This window comes from Solwaraspora sp. WMMA2080 (assembly GCF_027497395.1).
In the GTDB taxonomy this organism is placed as follows: domain Bacteria; phylum Actinomycetota; class Actinomycetes; order Mycobacteriales; family Micromonosporaceae; genus Micromonospora_E.
The window spans coordinates 647,893-665,214 of sequence record NZ_CP114910.1 but is presented as its reverse complement, the minus strand read 5'-3'; the positions used below and the strand labels follow the sequence as shown (position 1 = coordinate 665,214).

General features: G+C 71.2%; 14 protein-coding genes. 3 read left to right on the top strand and 11 right to left on the bottom strand.

Features of this window, described 5'->3' with window-relative positions:
• The first annotated feature begins 49 nt into the window (after positions 1 to 49).
• Positions 50 to 607: a GNAT family N-acetyltransferase gene (locus O7543_RS02950; RefSeq protein ID WP_348650115.1), complete on the top strand. Its 558-nt coding sequence runs from the start codon at positions 50 to 52 to the stop codon at positions 605 to 607.
• 26 nt (positions 608 to 633) lie between these two features.
• Positions 634 to 1,407: an FkbM family methyltransferase gene (locus tag O7543_RS02945; RefSeq protein WP_281555604.1), complete on the top strand. Its 774-nt coding sequence runs from the start codon at positions 634 to 636 to the stop codon at positions 1,405 to 1,407.
• Here the strand turns inward: O7543_RS02945 and O7543_RS02940 are convergent.
• The 3 genes from O7543_RS02940 to ctaD form a co-directional block, all read right to left on the bottom strand.
• The gene (locus tag O7543_RS02940) at positions 1,396 to 2,145 is read right to left on the bottom strand and encodes a CDP-alcohol phosphatidyltransferase family protein (protein ID WP_281555304.1); all 750 of its coding nucleotides are present in this window, start codon (positions 2,143 to 2,145) and stop codon (positions 1,396 to 1,398) included. The genes O7543_RS02945 and O7543_RS02940 overlap by 12 nt on opposite strands.
• A gap of 160 nt (positions 2,146 to 2,305) precedes the next feature.
• The gene (locus O7543_RS02935) at positions 2,306 to 2,812 is read right to left on the bottom strand and encodes a hypothetical protein (protein WP_281555305.1); all 507 of its coding nucleotides are present in this window, start codon (positions 2,810 to 2,812) and stop codon (positions 2,306 to 2,308) included.
• Between the two features lie 125 nt (positions 2,813 to 2,937).
• Complete coding sequence (ctaD, locus tag O7543_RS02930) at positions 2,938 to 4,935, bottom strand: cytochrome c oxidase subunit I (protein ID WP_348650069.1); 1,998 nt, start codon at positions 4,933 to 4,935, stop codon at positions 2,938 to 2,940.
• Positions 4,936 to 5,021: 86 nt separating this feature from the next.
• On the opposite strand from ctaD, the gene O7543_RS02925 reads away from it, so the two are divergent.
• A complete protein-coding gene (locus O7543_RS02925; protein WP_281567331.1) occupies positions 5,022 to 5,168 on the top strand; it encodes a hypothetical protein in 147 nt (48 codons plus the stop codon).
• A gap of 43 nt (positions 5,169 to 5,211) precedes the next feature.
• Here the strand turns inward: O7543_RS02925 and O7543_RS02920 are convergent, their stop codons facing one another.
• The 8 genes from O7543_RS02920 to O7543_RS02885 all read right to left on the bottom strand — a co-directional run bounded on the left by O7543_RS02920 (position 5,212) and on the right by O7543_RS02885 (position 17,317).
• Positions 5,212 to 6,048 carry an ABC transporter permease gene (locus tag O7543_RS02920; RefSeq protein ID WP_281555307.1) on the bottom strand — a complete coding sequence of 279 codons (837 nt, stop codon included), beginning with the start codon at positions 6,046 to 6,048 and terminating at the stop codon, positions 5,212 to 5,214.
• Positions 6,045 to 7,295, bottom strand: a complete 1,251-nt coding sequence (locus tag O7543_RS02915; RefSeq protein ID WP_281555308.1) for an ABC transporter ATP-binding protein — start codon at positions 7,293 to 7,295, stop codon at positions 6,045 to 6,047. Before O7543_RS02915 ends, O7543_RS02920 begins: the two co-directional genes overlap by 4 nt.
• Before the next feature lie 12 nt (positions 7,296 to 7,307).
• Positions 7,308 to 8,315: an alpha/beta fold hydrolase gene (locus tag O7543_RS02910; RefSeq protein ID WP_281555309.1), complete on the bottom strand. Its 1,008-nt coding sequence runs from the start codon at positions 8,313 to 8,315 to the stop codon at positions 7,308 to 7,310.
• 16 nt (positions 8,316 to 8,331) lie between these two features.
• A complete protein-coding gene (locus O7543_RS02905; RefSeq protein ID WP_281555310.1) occupies positions 8,332 to 10,200 on the bottom strand; it encodes a hypothetical protein in 1,869 nt (622 codons plus the stop codon).
• Between the two features lie 50 nt (positions 10,201 to 10,250).
• On the bottom strand, positions 10,251 to 11,213 hold the full coding sequence (locus tag O7543_RS02900) for a sulfotransferase domain-containing protein (protein WP_281555311.1): 963 nt from the start codon (positions 11,211 to 11,213) through the stop codon (positions 10,251 to 10,253).
• 27 nt (positions 11,214 to 11,240) lie between these two features.
• Positions 11,241 to 12,125 carry an alpha/beta hydrolase gene (locus tag O7543_RS02895; protein ID WP_281555605.1) on the bottom strand — a complete coding sequence of 295 codons (885 nt, stop codon included), beginning with the start codon at positions 12,123 to 12,125 and terminating at the stop codon, positions 11,241 to 11,243.
• Positions 12,126 to 12,127: 2 nt separating this feature from the next.
• Entirely contained in the window at positions 12,128 to 12,442 is a 315-nt protein-coding gene (locus O7543_RS02890; RefSeq protein WP_281555312.1) for an acyl carrier protein, read from the bottom strand.
• A gap of 69 nt (positions 12,443 to 12,511) precedes the next feature.
• The gene (locus O7543_RS02885) at positions 12,512 to 17,317 is read right to left on the bottom strand and encodes a type I polyketide synthase (RefSeq protein ID WP_281555313.1); all 4,806 of its coding nucleotides are present in this window, start codon (positions 17,315 to 17,317) and stop codon (positions 12,512 to 12,514) included.
• Positions 17,318 to 17,322: the final 5 nt, after the last annotated feature.

Here is a 17,322-nt window from a genome sequence, read left to right as displayed (position 1 = left end):
GACCGCCGGTCCCGGCGGGACGGCACGGCCGGCCGTCTACGTCGAGCAACTGCCCGGCATCGGCCGGTTCCGTCTGGTGGTGCTGGACCCCACCGAGGACCTCGACCTGCTGTACGGCTGGGTCACCGAGCCACGGGCCCGGTTCTGGGGGATGACCGGGCACACCCGGGATCAGGTGGGCGACGTCTACCGGTTCCTCGACGGTCTGGACTCGCACCACGCGTACCTGATGACCGTCGACGACGAACCGGTCGGCATCTTCCAGACCTACCTGCCGGCCGAGGACCCGCTCGGCGAGCACTACCCGGTACGCGACGGTGACATCGGGATCCATCTGTTCCTCGCCCCGGCCCGGCTGCCGGTCGCCGGGTTCACCGGCGCGGTGGCGGACGCGTTCACCCGCTACCTGTTCAGTGATCCTGGCCGGCGCCGGATCGTCATCGAGCCGGACGTCCGCAACGACCGGGCGCTGCGCCGCTGGAAGCGACTGGGCTTCGAGTTCGACGGGGAGCTGGCGTTGGCCGACAAGCGCGCCCGGCTGGCGTTCCTGACCCGGGAGGCGTTCACCGCCAGGCAGCCCACCGGCGGCGTACCATCGTCCCGGTGACCGCCGCTGACCAGCCACGCACCGCCGTGCCGTCCCGGGTGCTGGCCGCCGATCCGCAGCTCGCCGGTTTGCGCCGGTCGCTGGAGTTCTACTACGGCGATCCGGACCGGGACACCGCGATGGATCTGCTCTACCGGCGGTTCGTCGCACCGGGCGATCTGGTCTTCGACATCGGCGCGCACGTCGGCGACCGGGTGGGCAGCTTCCGGCGGTTAGGCGCACGGGTGGTGGCGGTGGAGCCGCAGCCGTTGTGCGCCCGCGCGGTGCGGCTCGTCTACGCGGACGATCCGGCGGTCACCGTACTGCCGGCGGCGTGCGGGGACACCGCCGGCCCGGTGCGGATGTACATCAACTCGGTTAATCCCACGGTCTCCACCGCGTCGGCCGACTTCGTCGGCGCTGCCGACGGTGCCGACGGCTGGTCGGACCAGGTCTGGGACGGCGAGATCGAGGTGCCGGCGACGACCCTCGACCAGTTGATCGCCGAGTACGGCCGGCCGACGTTCGTCAAGATCGACGTCGAGGGGTTCGAGGAGGCCGTGCTCGCCGGACTGTCCCGGCCGCTGCCGGCACTGTCCTTCGAGTTCACCACGATCCAGCGGGACACGGCGCTGCGCTGTCTGACTCGGCTGGCCAAGCTCGGCGACTACCGGTTCGACGTCGCGCTGGGTGAGAGCCAGCAGCTGACCTTCGACCGGTGGGTGCCGCAAGCGGAGATGGCCGCGCATCTGCGGGCACTGCCGCACGCGGCCAACTCGGGCGACGTCTACGCGGTGCTGCCGGGCGGGTCAGCCGGCTAGCTCCGCCCGCCACCGGTCGACCTGCGGCACGCGGCCGCGCCACAGCCAGTGCACGTCCCGCCCGAACGACCAGAGCAGCGCGGCCAGCACGCCGGCGACCAGCGCGGTGACCAGCGCCGGCGACGCGATCCCGGCAGCCGCCAGCACCAGCACGGCACCCTGGGTGGCGGCCACCGTCTTGCGGCTGAACCGGGGCGGCAGCGGCGCCCGCAGCCAGGGCAGCAACCGGGCGGCGGCACCGAACACGTAGCGGAACACCCCGATCGCCAGCACCCACCAGCCGACCGACGCGGCTACGAACACGCTGAGTACCAGGACCAGCGCCGAGTCGGTCTCCATGTCGAACCGGGCGCCCAGCCGCGAACAGGTGCCGGTCCGGCGGGCCACCTGACCGTCGACGCCGTCGAGCAACAGGGCCACCGCAGCCAGGGTCACCAGCAACGCGACCGGGACCGGCCCGACGAACGAGTCGGCCACCAGCGCGGTCACCGCGCCGACCAGGGTGCCCCGGGCCAGGGTGACGCTGTCCGCCGGACCCCAGCCGGCCACCTCGGGATGCTGCATCGCCCGGATGAGCAGCGCCCAGGTCACCAGGCCGTAGACCAGTCCGGCCGACCAGCCGGCCACGCCGAGGCCACTGGTCGCCGCCAGGATCAGCAGGACCGTGATCTGGGCGAGCAGCCCGATACTCGGCGCGTGTACCGACCCAACAGTTTCACTACGTGCACTTACCGTCACTTCTCCTCCGTCACCGAATGGCCACCGGCGTAGTACGCCCCGGTGCCCATATCCCCACCAACGGCGATTCGGTGCGAAGAGTTCACTGGCCGGGCCGGAATTTCAAGTCGGCACCCGGACACCGTGACGGCCGACGCAGCCAACCAGCACTTGGTGACGATCAGTAGCCGGTCCAGACGGCTTTTGCTCCCGAATCGCCGGCCCGCACCACGAAGTAGAGGCTTACCCCGGCCGCGACGACGACCAAACCCTTCACCACCAGAACCAGCAGCCCGTTGCCACGCGCCCCGGCGGCGGCAGCGCCGTGCGCGGCGGCTGCCCGGGGACCGACCAGGTACACCAGGGCCAGGGTGGCGAGCGCCAGCACGATCGAGGCGAGCAGCGTCAGGTTCCCCAACTGTTCGTGCTCCTCGATCACCGGCCGGAAGCTCTCGGTGATCCGACCGGCCGTGTCCATCCGGTTGAGGAACGCGTCGCCGGACAGCTTGGTGACCAGCGCGGCGATCGGCGTGACAACGGCCAGCACGGCCAGCACCCACCGGGTGTGCGCCCGGATGAACGGGACCAGGGCGTACCCGACCGCCAGCAGCGCCAGCAGCGGGACGAAGACCACCGCCGCATGCAGCAGCAGTGGATGGGCGGGGATTCCCGCGACTTCCTCGAACATGTCTACGCCTCCTCGGCGGTTCCACGGCAGTCATGGCGACCAGGGATCGGAGGCTAACCCACCAGGAACCGGTACGGCAGCAGCCACCCGGCGACCGCCGGGCGGCGCGCGTACCGCAGAGTCGGTCAGGAGTCTTCGTCCTCGTCCGCGGACGGAAGCCGCCACCGTCGTTCCTGCGGACCACGTTGGGCGCCGAGGGTGTTCTCCGGTTCGGTGGTGTGCTCGAAACTGGGCCGACGGACCTGTTCCGGCCGGGGCACCTGGACGGCCCGGGCACCGGACACCGGGTCCGGTACGAAGGTGGCGACGTCGGTGGGACCCTGCGCCGGACCGCGCGGGACGATCCGGTGGGCGGCCGGATCACGGTGCAGTTCGTCGACGAAGTGCTGCGGCGGCTCGGTGTCCCGCTGCGGCAGGTCGCGACCGAGATCCGCGACGAACAGACCGTACTTGGCCTCGAAGGCCGGACGTTCGGACCTGATCCGGGGCAACCGGTCGAAGTTGCGCAGCGGCGGCGGGCAGGTAGTCGCCCACTCGAGCGAGTTGCCGAACCCCCACGGGTCGTGCACGCTCACCTGCTCGCCGAACCGGTACGACTTCCACACGTTCCAGATGAAGAACAGCGTGGACGCCCCCAGGATGAACGATCCGATGGTGGCGATGGTGTTCAGGACGGTGAAGCCGTCGGTCGGCAGATAGTCGGCGTACCGGCGGGGAAAACCCTCGTTGCCGAGCCAGTGCTGGACCAGGAAGGTGGCGTGGAAGCCGATGAACATCGTCCAGAAGTGCGCCTTGCCGAGCGCTTCGTCGAGCAGTCGGCCGGTCATCTTCGGGAACCAGAAATAGATGCCGGCGAACGCCGCGAAGACGATTGTACCGAACAGCACGTAGTGAAAGTGGGCCACGACGAAGTAGCTGTCGGTGACGTGGAAGTCGACCGGTGGGCTGGCCAGCAGCACGCCGGTCAGCCCGCCGAGCAAGAAGGTCACCAGGAAGCCGACCGCGAACAGCATCGGCGTCTCGAAGGTCAACTGCCCCTTCCACATGGTGCCGATCCAGTTGAAGAACTTGATTCCAGTGGGCACCGCGATCAGGAAGCTGAGCATGGCGAAGAACGGCAGCAGCACCTGCCCGGTGCCGAACATGTGGTGGGCCCAGACACTCATCGACAGCGCGGCGATCGCAATCGTCGCGGCCACCAGGCCCTTGTAGCCGAAGATCGGCTTGCGGGCGAAGACCGGGATGACCTCGCTGATGATGCCGAAGAACGGCAGCGCGACGATGTAGACCTCGGGATGGCCGAAGAACCAGAACAGATGCTGCCAGAGCATCGGGCCGCCGGTCTGCGGCGCGTACACGTGCGCGCCGAGCAGCCGGTCCGCCAGCAGCGCCAGCAGCGCCGCCGCCAGCAGCGGGAAGACCAGGACCACCAGCAGCGCGGTGATCAGGATGTTCCAGGTGAAGATCGGCATCCGGAACATGGTCATGCCCGGCGCACGCAGGGTGATGATGGTGGCGATCAGGTTGACCGAGCCGAGGATGGTGCCCAGGCCGGAGACGACCAGGCCGACGATCCACATGTTGGCGCCGACGCCCGGGGTGTGCTCCATCCGGCTCAACGGGGTGTAGGCGAACCAGCCGAAGTCGGGAGCGCCGCCGGGCGTCAGGAATCCCCCCATGACCAGCAGCCCACCTAGCAGATAGAGCCAGTACGCCAGCGCGTTGAGCCGGGGAAACGACACGTCCGGGGCACCGATCTGCAACGGCACCAGATAGTTGGCGAACCCGAACACCAGCGGGGTGGCGAACAGCAGCATCATGATCGTGCCGTGCATGGTGAACAGTTGGTTGTACTGCTCGGGCGAGAGAATCTGCATTCCGGGCCGGGCCAACTCGGCCCGCATCAGCAGGGCCATGACGCCGCCCGCCACGAAGTAGCCGAAGGACGTGCCGAGGTACAACAGTCCAATCTGCTTGGCGTCGGTGGTCCGCAGCAGCCGGGTCAGCGAGTTGCCCGGTACCGCGGAGCGGACCGGGCCAGGGTTGGCACCGCCGGCTCCCAGCTCCACCGGCCGCGGCGGGGCCGTCTGTGCCGTACCCACCGCCGTGGTCTGCTCCGTCATGGCCGCCTCCCGCCCAGCACGTCAACCGACGGTAACTTGATAAATCATCGGTTGAGGCGGTAAATCCGGATCAGTCGGGTCAAAGCTTGGCCGACCTCGAGGCCGGCCGGGCCGACACGGACGCCGAGGTCGACTGGGTCGAACAGCTCGCCGCCGGATGGCCGATGCTCCGGGCGGTGGTGGCCCACGTGCCGCTGGAGCGGGCCGCCCGGCGGGTCTACCGGATCGGCTGACCGCAGACCGCCAGGCGGGAGGCCGCCGACGCGTGGCGTGACGTCACCGCACGGCGCGTCGGGCGAAGGCACGCAACGCGGCGGCGGTGGCCGCTGCCGCGACCCCTGACAGGACCAGCAGGCACAGACCCGCCGGCAGGTGGGTCACGTGCGGTGCCATCGCCGCGCGGAGCGCCTCCGCCGCGTACGTCATCGGGTTCGCCGCAGTCGCCACCTGGAACCATGGCATCTCGGCCAGCCGCTGCCACGGATAGTGCACACACCCGGTCCAGATGATCGGGGTGACGAACAGCGAGAAGGTGGCCTGGATGCGCTGCAACGGCAGCACCGTCGCCAGGGTCATGCCCAGGGCCGCGCCGACCCAGCCGGCCAGCAGCACCACCACCAGGGACAGTGGCAACGCCGACCAGCCGCCCGGTGCGGACCCGACGACCAGCGCGCCGAGCGGATAGACAACCGCCGCTGCAAACAGACCACGAAGCGTGGCGACCATCAGTTTGCCAACCGCCACCAGCGCCGTCGGTAGCGGCGACAGCAGCCGGTCCTCGATCTCCCGGGTGAAGCCGAACTCCTTGACCAGTGGCACCGCCACGCTCTGCAGCGCGGTGGTGAAGGTGGCGAGGGCGACCGTACCGGGCAGCAGGATGTCGGCGAACCCGGCGCCGACGATGCCCTGCATGGTCAGCACCTGGGTGAAGATGAACAGCATGAACAGCGGGGTCATCAGCACCTGCGCGAGGACGAACCAGATGTCCTTGCCGGCGACGAACAGGTCCCGCCACAGGATCGCGCCGAAGGCCCGCGCCACCGGTGGTCGCGGCGGCGCGGCCGGCACGGTGGTCTCCGACGACGGTACGGGGGTGACCTCGGCCAGGCTCAACGGATCTCCTTACCGGTCAGGCTCAGGAAGATGTCCTCCAGGCCGGGCTTGCCGATGTGCACGTCGGTCAGCTGGGCCGCGCGGCCGGTCAACACCGTCAACGCCGGACCGAGCACGGCGGCGGGGTCGGCGTCGAGGTGCAGCCGCAGCCGGATCTCGCCCGCCGATCCGCCGGCCGCAGCGGCCGGTGCGGCGGCGAACAACGCGGCGAACCGTGGATCGTTGCGGGCCGCGGCGAGCTTCGCGGCCTTGCGCGGATCGGCCTTGGCCGCGGCGATCCGGGCCGCGATCCGCGGATCGGCGGCCAGCCCGGCGAGCCCCGGACCGCCGCGACCCGCCGGGGCGGGGACAGCCGCGCCGCCGGTGGTGACCTCCCCGGTACGGACCCCGTCGAGCGCGGTGAGCGCGGCGACCAGATCAGTCGCACCGTCACCCGGCCCGGGGCGCAGGGCAAGGTCCAGCACCGCCCGACCGGCGACGCCGCGTACCAGGTTGGCCGGGGTGTCCAGGGTGAGCAACCGGCCGTGGTCGACGATCGCCACCCGGTCGGCCAGCTCCGCCACCTCGGTCATCTCGTGGCTGGTCAGCACGACGGTCACCCCACGCTCGCGCAGCTGCCGGATCCGGGTCCGGATCAGCAGCCGGGCCTGCGGCTCCAGCCCATTGGTCGGCTCGTCGAGGAAGACCACCCGGGGGTCGTGCATCAGCGCCCGGGCGATCATCAGGCGCTGGGCCATCCCGCCGGAGAAGAAGTCGACCCGCGAGTCGGCCTGCTTGTCCAGCCCGAACTCGGTCAGCAGCCGGTCGGCCCGGCGGCGCCGCTCGGCCCGGGGCACCCCGTGGTACGCGGCGTGGCTGAGCAGGTTCTGCCGGGGAGTCAACGCCCGGTCCAGGTTGTTGTACTGCGGTACCACGGCAAACCGGGTCCGGGCCGCCACCGGGTGCCGGACGACGTTGACGCCGTCCACCCGCGCCGTGCCCGAGCTGGCCCGGATCGTCGTGGTGAGCACGCCCACCGTGGTCGACTTGCCGGCACCGTTGGGCCCGAGCAGGCCGAAGACCTCGCCGGGTCGGACCGCGAACGACAGCGAGTCGATGGCGTTGCGGTCCTGGCCCGGATACCGCTTGACCAGATCGACGACCTCGACCGCCGGGCCGGAGCCGGGCTGGACGGCCGGTCCCGGGGCGGCTGATGCCGCATTGGCGGCCGGATCGTCGACCAACGGGTGGGTGCCGGTACTGGACATCTGCTCTCCTGCTCAGGCGGGTCTGGGATGCGAGGCGAAGAACTGCCAGCTGGTCGCGGTGGCGTCCAGTGCGGTGGAGGGCTGGTCCAGGCCGAGCAGCCGGCCCGCCGCGGTCATCTCGGAGCCGGGCCACTGATGCCCAGCGCCGTCGATGGTGATCAGGGTGACGCCCCGGCCGGCCGGACAGTCCGCCACCGAGGTGGTGACACTCCCCTCAGTGGCGGTCCGCGCGGCACCGCACTCGTCGACCTGGCGCCACCGGCCGACCAGGTCCGGCACGGCGGGGCCGTCGACCTTGTCCGGCACCCGGCCGTTGCCGGCACCGTCGCGGCGCCCCGGCCCGCCGGTGTACGGGATCGTCTCGTCGCCGGTGCCGTGGATGTGCAGCACGGAGATCGGCTCCGGGGCCGGGCAGTCGCCGAGCATGGTCGTCGCCACCCCGGTCACCGCAGCGAACGTCGAACTGTCGCAGGCGATCCGGTACGCCAGCATGCCGCCGTTGGACAGGCCGGCGAGGTAGTGACGGTCGGGGTCGAAGGCGAGCCGCTGACCCAGCGACTCCACCAGGGTGAGGACGAAACCCACGTCGTCGACACCGTCGCGGGCCGAGGCACCACAGCACTCCTCGGTCACCGCCCACGCCCGGTTACGGGAGTCCGGGTAGATCACGACGAAGCCGTGCTGGTCGGCGACGGCGTTCCAGCCGTACCAGGATTCGGCCTGCCGGCCGCTGCCGAGCAGGCCGTGCAGCATGACGACGACCGGCACCGGCGTCTTCTCGGCGACGTCGGCCGGGCGGTACACCCGGTAGGTCCGTTCCTGCCCGTCGACGGTGATCGACCCGGCCGACGAGCCGACCGGCGGGGTGTCGACCGGAGCGACCACCCCGCCGTCCGTGGCCGGCGGGGTGGTGCCCGATGTCGGCGGTGCCGGGTCCGGCGCCGACGTGCAGCCTGCGACGAGTGTCCCGAGGACCCCCGTGACGACCAGAACCGCCGACCGGCGCCGGAACCGCGACATCGCTCACCTGCTTCTCTTAGTGGTGGTGGTGTTTCGGAGTCAACTTGAGTAACTCCCAGCCGCCCTCGGGGACGTCATCTGTCGGATCTGTCCGCAGATTCATCGGGTTGGCCATACCGAGGTATACCGTGGACCCGGCCACCACCATGCTACGGACGCCGTAATTGAGGTAGTTCCCGAGCCCGGCGTTGTCCACCATCTTGGCCGGCCGGTGTGGCGACTCGAAGACCCAGAGATCGGCGCCGAAGGCCAGCTCCTCCTCCTCATCGTCGTCACCACCACGGGCGACGTCGGCCGGCGGCACCGGCTCCTCCTGCTGCAGCTCCTTCGCCAGGTAGCTCCAGTCCATCGTGCCGACGTAGAGCCGACCACCGGCGACGACCATCCTCCAGGTGTAGTTGAGCGTCGGGTTGTCGAACCCGGACGCCCCGTAGAGCGGGGTGTACCCGGTCGACGTGCTGGCCCAGACGCCGGCCACCGGGTCGTAGGCCGGTAGCTCACTGGCGCCGTAGAGCAGGTCGACCCGGTCGCCGTGGCCGCCACCGCCCTGGCCCTGGCCGTGGTGATGACGGTGGCCGAAGCTGCCCCGGAAGATGCCGATGGCACGCTGGGTGTTGCGCACCGAGTCCCGTACCCCCTGCTCGTCGGTCGGCGGGTACGCCGCCAGGTGCACCGTCGTCGCTTTGAAGGGCACGTGCATGGTCCCCCAGTAGAGGTAGCCACCGTAGGACGCGAGCCCACCCAGCCCGTAGGTACGGGCGATGATCGGATCCGGCTCGTACTCCAGCACGCTCCACACCCGGGTCCACCCGTCGGCGTCGCGGCCGTCCAGGCCCGGCCCGTTGTCAGACAGTTTCGGGCTCATCCAGACCCCGGCGACATTCGGCGGGCTCGGATCGTCAGCCGTCGGCATGTCGGCGATGTCCGCGGTGGGTGACGCCGGACCGGGCATCGTGGCAACGTCGGCCTCCACACCGACCCAGGTGGTGACAAAGATTCGGCCCTGGTGGACGGTCAGGTCCACCGCCTGTGCCGGCAGGTTCGCCACCTCGGTGAAACTGAACGGGTCCGATTTGCTGCCTGTCCAGCGCAGCACGAGGCCGCGTTCACCGCCGTTGGGCCCCACCCCGACGCCGGTGTAGAGCTCGCCGTCGGCGACAAGGAAATGCCGGATGTTGCCGTACTCGGTGAAGTTGCGCGAGCCGAGGAATGTGCCCGTGTCGGCGTCGAACGCAAACAGGTTGAGCGTGGCACCGAGCGCGGGACCGCCGAGCAGCACCACGCCGCGGTGGTTTCCGGCCGCCCGGATACCGGCGGTCGTGGTCAACCGGTTCGCGTCGTCCGCTGAGGCGGCGCGGACCGCATCGGTGCGTTCGGTCATCTGTCGGCTCTTCGTGTCATACGTGTAGAGCCGGGGGGTGCGGTGGTCGCCGAGGGTCGGTGGCAGCTGCGGGTTGCGGCGGGCAATCTCGCTCTGACCGTACTCGCAAACCCAGTCGTCGTTGCGTGTCGGCTCCGTGTTGCGCAAGTTGTTGCCGCTGGTCATACAGTTGATGTTGGCCCCAGTGCCGAACCACAGCCGGTGCTTGTAGCGGGTGAGCCCCCAGACGTACGACTGGTTGACCTTGGGCTGGCCGGCCTCACACGGCGGGCCGGCCGGGTAGTCGACACCGATGTCGACGAAACACTCGTCGGCCGGTGCCTTGGCCAACAGGGTGCTCTGGTAGCGGGTCCCGCCGTGGTGTCCACCGTGCCTGCCGTCGGTGGTGGCTGCCGACTCGGTACCGGCCACCGGTGCGGCGGCGGCCGGACCGGCGGCCAGAAGCAGCCCGGCGAGCACGGCGGCGGCGACCGACCGGCTCGCGGATGGGCGCAACCTACGCATCAAACACTCTCTCCCTCTACTGTGATTGGCTGGTGCGGGATGTCTCCGGGTCACACGGTGGCGGTCTGCCGTACCGCGCCACCCTTGCCCACCCGGCCGGCGACCTGTCGGGCCCAGCCGGACGGGTCGTCGAACTCCAGAAACTCACCGAGCCGGGCCAGCTGCGGCTCCGGGTCGGCGACCAGGTCCTCGTAGGTCATGGTGAGCAGGTGCGCCGGCGGATTGTCGGCGAGCGCCTGCTCGGCCTGCGCCGCCATGAACGCACAGAGCCCGAGGTAGCGGGTGCTGTCCTCGCCCCGCTCGCGAAGCAGGTCGGCGGTGATCCGGCCGGGCAGCAGGTGCTCGAGCTCCGCCGGCACCTGCTGGTCCGGACCCATCCGAAACGGGTCCACGCCGCACCGGGAGACGAACTCCAGCCGCAGCTGGATCAGCTGGAACGACGAGTGCCGGCTCATCGACCGCGCGGTGTCCGCCCAGTTGCGGGTCAGATAGACGATCCGGGTGTCCGGGAACGACCGCAGCAGATGCGGGGCGATCTGGCTGGACCCGCCGGACCGCTCCACCCAGCGTTGCTTGCCGGTCAACCGGGTGAGCAGGTCCAGGAACATCCGGTGGTGGTCGACGAACGGCTGCTCCGGGAAATCCGGCACCTGGCCGGCGAGCTGGTCGAACAGGCCGTCCGGATCGTCGGTGAGCTTCGGCAGGGTGATCGCCAGCAACTGCGGCAGCTCGGTCAGGTTGCCGGCCCACCTGCCGTCCGCCGGATAGCGCACCTCCTTCGGCGGCAGGCCGATGGCGAACAGCGTGGCAAGCTCCGGCTTCGGGCTGCTCAGCACCTGCCAGTACGCCGCCCCGGTGATCGGCTCGCCGGCCTTCGCCCACGACGGGGTGGCCATGAAGAACTCCTGGACGGACAGGGTCGCCGGCTCCTCGACGATCAGGTCGGACAGCAGGGTGGAACCACACCGCCCGCTGCTGATGATGATCGCCCGTCCGGGCGCCTCGAACTGCATCGAAACCTCCTGGTGAAAACGACGACGTCAGCCGTGCAGGGCGGGCTGACCGGTGTCGGCGATTTGCCGGGCAAGCCAGGGCAACACCTGGCGCCGGACCTGGTCGCGGGCGGTGACCAGCACCGCGTGCCGGTGCCCGGGGACCACCACCAGCTCGGTCTGCGGCAGCAGTTCGACCAGTGCCGGCGCCAGATCGGCGGCGGACGAGTCGCCACCGAAGACGCCGAGCACCGGGCAGGTGATCGCCCGTACCGCGGCCGGGTCGGCGGGTGTGCTGGCCGGCAGGTCCCGGCCGGCGGTGGTGGTGGCGACGAGCCGGCGGACCGCCGCCGTGTAGCGGGCGCCCCGCTCACCCCCACGGGTGGCCAACAGCGAATCACCGTCGCCGTCGGGCTGCGCGGCCCGGACCAGTTGCCGGCCCACCCGGGCGAGCCACTGGGCGGTGGCCGGGGCCGACTCCACCGCGACCAGCGAGGCGACCCGGTCCGGATGCCGGGCCGCGTACCCGAAGGCGATGGATCCGCCCAGCGAGTTGCCCAGCAGATGCACCGGTGTGTCGACACCGAGCCGGTCCAGCAGCGCGGCCAGGTCCTCGACCAGGTCGTCCATCCGGTAGCCGGTCGGCGGCCGCTCGGTCCGTCCATGGCCCCGCAGGTCGTACATGATCACCCGGAAGCCGGCGTCGGCCAGTGGATGCGCCAGGCTGAGATACCAGCTGGCCAGGCTGTCCGGCCCGATACCGTGAACCAGGACCGCGACCGGCCGGCCGGCCGTAGCTTCGGCTGCCGGACCGGCCGCCGGACCGCCACCCGGACCGGCCGCCGCTGCTGCGGCCACTCCCCCGGCGGCAGCGTCGGCAGCCACCGGTGGGAGTTCCTGGACATGCGTCACCAGGCCGTTGACCTGGATCATCGTCACTGGCCGGCCACCTGCGCCACGCTGGCCGGCGGGCCGTCCAGCGCGGCGGAGATGTGCTCGACCAGCTCGCCGACCCGCAACGCGCGCAGCGAGTCCACGTCGAGCCCCGCGACGAACTGGGCGAAGTTGACCGAGTCGCCGTACCGGGCCTGCAGCCGCCCGGCGAGCGAGATGACGTCGATGCTCTCCATCTCCAGGTCGTCACGGAAGCTGGTGTCCATCGTGATCTCCTCGTCCGGATCGATGCCGGGCAGCACCGCGCGCAGCATCTGCGAGATCTCCGTCAGGATGGTGTCGTGGTCGGCTGGCATGATGCGGGTCTCCTTGTCAGGACGTCGATCGGCTTTTCTCGGCAGGTCAATCGGGGCTGGGTTCGCCGCTTACCGGGCGGGTTCCGGGCCCCAGGTCCACCCCACGACGTAGCGCCGCTGCGGCAGGTCGGGCGGGTTCTCCAGGCTCCGGCAGGTGACCCGGTAGGACCTGCCGGAGGGGACCTCGACCAGCAGGGTGCCGGCGTCGACGGCGACCACCCGTAGCCGGCGGGGCGCTCCATCCAGCCCGGTCCCCTCTGCCTTACCGGCAGCCTCCTTGGCCGCCCAGAAACAGGCGAACCAGAACCGCCGGTCACCGCCGGCGCTGACCTGGTCGAGCAACGCGGCCTCCGCACCGGACAGGGCGTAGTCGACCGTGCTGTCCGGCCGGTCGGTCACCTCGACGATGTCGATACCGACGCCGGGGCCGTCCGGCGTCGACCGGGCCGGGCCGGCGATCGCCACGGCGGCTTCGGCGCAGTGTGCCAGGGACAGGTCGCATTCCCGCAGATCCCGGTCGGGACGCAGATCGGCACGTGGCCGACCGTTCGGGTCGTTGGCGATGGTCAACTCGATCGGGTACACGTCGGTGTGCCCGGCGTCCCACTGCCGGAACCGCACCGCGTCCTTCGCCGCGATCCGACCGAGCAGCCACTGCTTGCGGGTCTTCCCCGGCTGCCGCTCGTAGTCGACTGACGCGGCGGTGCCGAGGATGCCCCGGGCGGCCATCGACTGGGTGACCAGATCGGTCCAGCAGTCGAACACCGCGGTCCACCCTTCCGGCTGACGCACCGACATCGGGTGACGTTCCGGGAACCGTTCCGCCGGCCGTGCCTGCGGATGGCTGTCGAATCGACGGTCGACCGCGCCGTCGATCTGCGCCCAGACCCGGCCGTCGACGGACAGCTGGGTGTCCGCGACCAGTTGAGCGTCGTCGATCGAACGAACCCGGGCGACGCACTCGAACGCCGTGCCGGGCGCGGGCGGCGGGCCGAAGAACCGGACGTGGCCGAGACCCACCGGCAGCGCCACGGTACGCATCGGCTGGGTGGTGATGAGCCAGTTCCCGATCAGCTGCAGGGCATTGTCCAGCAGGGCGCCCGGCGGGACGGGCGCGGTGACCACGCCGCGTACGTGCATCTCGCCGAGGGCGTGCACCGTGGTCACCCCGTGGAACTGGGGGCCGTGGAACATCAGCCGCTCCGCGTACATCTCCTCGGCGCTGATCCGGGGAGCGGTCTCGGTGGCCGGGTCGTGGGTCCACGGTGCGCTCACCGGGGCCGGATAGTCGGCGGCGACGTCGACCGTCGCCCGGGCGAAGCTGCCGAAGTTCACCGCGTACGAGTCCGGGCCGGCAGACCGGACGACGATCTCGACGTCCTGCGCCGGTGCCGCGATGGTCCACCGGTTGAACCGGGCGTCGCGCACGCCGACCACCCGCAGACCGGGGACGGCCTGCGCGACGGCGTCCATCATGTGCTGTACGACGGTCGTCGCCGGCACCACCGGCCACCGGTCCTCCGGGTTCGGCCAGTCGTCCGGCTGCACGAAGAAGCAGTGGTCGAGCAGGTACGGCATGGTCTGCACGGAGACCCGCAACGTGGTCCGGGCGATCTCGGTGCGGGGCGGCGGGACGGCCTTCGGCGTCGGCGCCGCCGTGGTCGGCCCGACTACGGCCGGTACGGTGACCGGCCGGACGTCAGCTGGCGGTGCGGCGACCGGCCGGGCCGGCGCGGCCGGGGACACCGGAGCCGGGCTGGCGGGTCGAGTGGCGGCGTCCAGCACGGTCACCGCGCCGTCCGCGGTGTCCCGCAGCAGCGCGGCGAGCTCGGCGGCCGCCTTGGACCGGCCGGCGAGCCGGTGCAACGCGGTGAGCGAATTGGCCGGCGGCTCGGTGACGGCCGACTGCTGGGCGGCGGCCGACTGCTCGGATTCTGCCGACGATTCGGCGTGAGCCGGCGGCCGGGGCCCAGCCGGTGGCCGGGGTGCAGCAGGCGGTCGGGGCTCAGCCGGCGGTGCGGATGTGTCCTGCGCCGCCGCGGCAGCCGACGGTTGGGCCTCGGCGACCGGCGTACCGGACGGCCGGTGTGACGACAGGTCGGCCAGGCCGAGCAGGGTGTCGGCACCCGGCCCGAGGCGCACCAACGGGCCACCCAGGTCCAGTTGGATCTTCGGCCCCCGGCGCGGTGGTGCCGCCGGGGCGGCCGGTGCCGGCGCGGCCGCAGCGGGTGATCGCAGCGCCCGCAGGTCCGGTGCCGCGCCCTCCACCCACAGCGCGGTGGCCACCCGGCGCAACTGGTCGAGACCGGTACGGTGACCCACGTTGACCGGCATGGCGAGATGATCCCGCCCGCGCAGGTTGTCGCTGACCAACGACGCCAACTGTCCCGCGCCGACCTGTAGGAAGACCCGGAACCCGGCGTCGTACATCGCGGCGGTCAACTGCCGGAACCAGACCGGCTCCATCATGTGCCGGACGAAGATCTGGTTGACCTGCTGCTCGTCGGTGGGGAACGGCGCCGCCAGGGTCGCCGACCAGACCGGCACCGTGGTCGGATGCACCCGCCAGGACTGCAGGGCGACCCCGATCGACCTCAGTCCGTCGGCGAACGCCGGAGTGTGGAAGGCCGACCGGAACGGCAGCTTCTGGCACAGCACGTTGCGCCGACGTAGCTCGTCGACCAGGCGGTCGACCTGCTCCTCCGGGCCGTTGACCACCGACTGCGCGGGCGCGTTGTCGTGGGACAGGACCACTCCCGGATAGCCGCCGAGCGCCGGCGTCACCTGGTCGGCACCGGCACCGACGGCGGCGAAGACATAGCCGGACACCGCCACCGAGTCGGCGTCGAACAACTTGAGGAAACCGTCCATGTCGGTGGTGCTGACCTGCCCGCTCACCGCCGCAGCGGACCACTCACCGATGCTGTGCCCGGCGACCGCGTCCGGCCGGATGCCGATCCGGCCGAGCACCTCGTCGAGGAACTTGCCCACTTCGATCAGACCGGCACCGTGCCGGCCCAGATCGGCGGCGGACCACTCCCGGTCCACCAGCCCGAAGTGCGCGGCCAGGTCCCTGGTACGGGGCGTGAACTCGGCCTCCAGCCCGGGGAACACGAACGCCAGCTTCCCGCCGGCGGTCAGCAGCGGGGCCGTGGTGAACCAGATGTCCCGGGCACCCCGCCAGGGCTCCCCCCGACTCACCGCGCGGCGGGCGGTGGCCAGCCGCTTGTCGGTCGGATCCACCACCCCGATCCGGCACGGCGGCGCGGCGTGCGCATGCGGGCCGTCGGCGAACGCGGTGCCCTCGCGCCGTACCAGCGAATCGTCGCGGTCCAGCAGCGCGGCGAGACCGGCCGGGTCGTCGGCAGCCAGCCACAGCACCTGGTCCGGTTCCTCGACCTCGACGCTGGCCGAGCGGGCCGACTGCCCGGCCGCGCCGTTCGGCACGGCAGCCCAGGCGGACGGAGCGGAGGGCGGCTGTTCGATGATCACGTGGGCGTTGATCCCACCGAAGCCGAACGCGTTGACCCCGGCCCGGCGTGGTCCGTCGCTCTCCCACGGCTGGGCGGCGGCGATCGGCGCGAACCGGGTCGCGGCCATCTCCTCGCGGGGCTGCCCGCAGTGCAGGGTGGGTGGCAGAACGCCCCGGTGCACGGCGAGGGTCGCCTTGATCAGGCCGGCGATCCCGGCCGCCGGCATGGTGTGCCCGATCATCGACTTGACCGAGCCGATCACCGGCCGTGGGCCGCCCTGGTAACCGCCGAACACCTCGGCGACAGTGACCAGTTCGGCGGCGTCCCCGGTCGGCGTGCCGGTGCCGTGCGCCTCCAGCAGGCCGAGCGCGTCCGGCGCCGTCGGATCCAGCCCGGCGGACTGCCAGGCCCGCCGGATGGCCAGCGACTGTCCGCTGCTCGCCGGGTTGAACATGCTCGCCGAGCGGCCGTCGCTGGACACGCCGCTGCCGCTGATCACCGCGTACACCCGGTCACCGGCGTCCAGCGCGTCGGCCAGGCGCTTCAACACCACGATCCCGGTGCCCTCGCCGATCAGCAGACCGTCCGCCGACGAGTCGAACGGACGGATCTCACCCTGCCGGGACAGCGCCCGGAGCTGGCTGAACACCGACCAGAAGCTGATGTCGTGTACGTGGTGCACACCGCCGGCGAGCACCGCGTCCAACCGGCCGGCCCGCAGTTCGGTCATGCCCTGGTCGACCGCGATCAGCGACGAGGCACACGCGGCGTCGATGGTGTACGACGGACCCCGCAGGTTCAACCGGTTCGCCACCCGGGAAGCGGCGAGGTTGGGCACCAATCCGATCGTGCCCTCGGGCTGCTGCGGCCCGAGCCGTTCATCGAACTTGCGCCGGACCCGGTCGAGGCTCTCCGGCGGCAACTCCGGGATGAGCTCCTTGAGGATGCCGATGACCTGGCTGGACATCCGGACCCGCTGGGCGTAGCGGGCCTGGGCCGGACTCAGGATTCCGCCCCGGCCGAGCAGGACGCCGATCCGGTCCCGGTCCGGCAGCCGGTCCTGGCCACCGGCGTCGTCGATGGCGGCGGCCGCCACCTGCAGCGTGATCAACTGGTCGGGTTCGATGTCACCGATCGAGGTCGGCATGATGCCGAAACGCAGCGGCTCGAAGCTCGCGTGGTCGTCGACGAACCCACCACGCCGGCAGTACATCCGATCGGGGCGGTGCGCCTCGTCGGGGTCGTAGAACTCCTCGTCCCAGCGGTGCGCCGGCACGTCGGTGATGGCGTCGACGCCGTCGACCAGGTTGCGCCAGTAGGCGTCCAGGTCGGGAGCTCCGGGCATCAACGCCGCCATGCCGACGATGGCGATCGTCTGGTGCGGGTCAGTCAGGTCCGACATCTGGT

Excerpts from the sequence above, each read along its gene's own strand:
- ctaD (WP_348650069.1), bottom strand. The coding sequence starts at position 4,935 with ATGACGGAGCAGACCACGGCGGTGGGTACGGCACAGACGGCCCCGCCG.
- O7543_RS02905 (WP_281555310.1), bottom strand. The coding sequence starts at position 10,200 with ATGCGTAGGTTGCGCCCATCCGCGAGCCGGTCGGTCGCCGCCGCCGTG.
- O7543_RS02890 (WP_281555312.1), bottom strand. The coding sequence starts at position 12,442 with ATGCCAGCCGACCACGACACCATCCTGACGGAGATCTCGCAGATGCTG.
- O7543_RS02935 (WP_281555305.1), bottom strand. The coding sequence starts at position 2,812 with ATGTTCGAGGAAGTCGCGGGAATCCCCGCCCATCCACTGCTGCTGCAT.
- O7543_RS02910 (WP_281555309.1), bottom strand. The coding sequence starts at position 8,315 with ATGTCGCGGTTCCGGCGCCGGTCGGCGGTTCTGGTCGTCACGGGGGTC.
- O7543_RS02895 (WP_281555605.1), bottom strand. The coding sequence starts at position 12,125 with ATGATCCAGGTCAACGGCCTGGTGACGCATGTCCAGGAACTCCCACCG.
- O7543_RS02885 (WP_281555313.1), bottom strand. The coding sequence starts at position 17,317 with ATGTCGGACCTGACTGACCCGCACCAGACGATCGCCATCGTCGGCATG.
- O7543_RS02915 (WP_281555308.1), bottom strand. The coding sequence starts at position 7,295 with ATGTCCAGTACCGGCACCCACCCGTTGGTCGACGATCCGGCCGCCAAT.
- O7543_RS02900 (WP_281555311.1), bottom strand. The coding sequence starts at position 11,213 with ATGCAGTTCGAGGCGCCCGGACGGGCGATCATCATCAGCAGCGGGCGG.